The following is a 581-nucleotide window of genomic DNA, read 5'->3' as shown; positions in this document are numbered from 1 at the left end:
CACAATAGATTTTGTAGATGTCTTCCGTACCCGATGGACGAGCAGCAAACCAACCATTTTCAGTCGTCACTTTCAATCCACCAATCGCCGCACCGTTACCAGGAGCGTGTGTTAGACGCGCCGTAATCGGATCACCTGCCAGTGTTTCTGCTGCAACCATTTCTGGCGACAGTTTCTTCAACACATCTTTTTGAGGCCCATTCGCTACCGCTTGAATACGATTGTACTTAGACTCACCGTGTTTAGCGGCAAGCTCTTCGTAGTACTCTTGTGGGTTTTTACCCGTTACCGCAGTAATCTCAGCCGCTAACAAACATAGTAAGATGCCGTCTTTGTCTGTTGACCATGGTGTTCCATCTTTACGTAGGAAAGAGGCACCTGCGCTCTCTTCACCACCAAAACCAAACTTGCCAGTGTAAAGGCCATCGACAAACCACTTGAAGCCGACAGGCACTTCACACAGTTCGCGACCTAAGTCGGCTACTACTCGGTCAATAAGTGCACTTGAAACCAGCGTCTTACCAACAGCAACATCTTTACCCCACGCATCACGATGACGGTATAGGTAGTCGATACAAACC

The 581-nt window shown here is 48.5% G+C and carries 1 pseudogene; it reads right to left on the bottom strand.

Annotated elements, in window-relative coordinates:
- Positions 1–581: pseudogene (locus R7Z47_RS26020) on the bottom strand (phosphoglucomutase, alpha-D-glucose phosphate-specific); the annotation flags it as partial.

This window comes from Vibrio sp. 1641, assembly GCF_033339995.1.
In the GTDB taxonomy this organism is placed as follows: domain Bacteria; phylum Pseudomonadota; class Gammaproteobacteria; order Enterobacterales; family Vibrionaceae; genus Vibrio; species Vibrio alginolyticus.
Note: the sequence above shows the minus strand (reverse complement) of the source record. Positions and strands in the feature narration are given on the sequence as shown.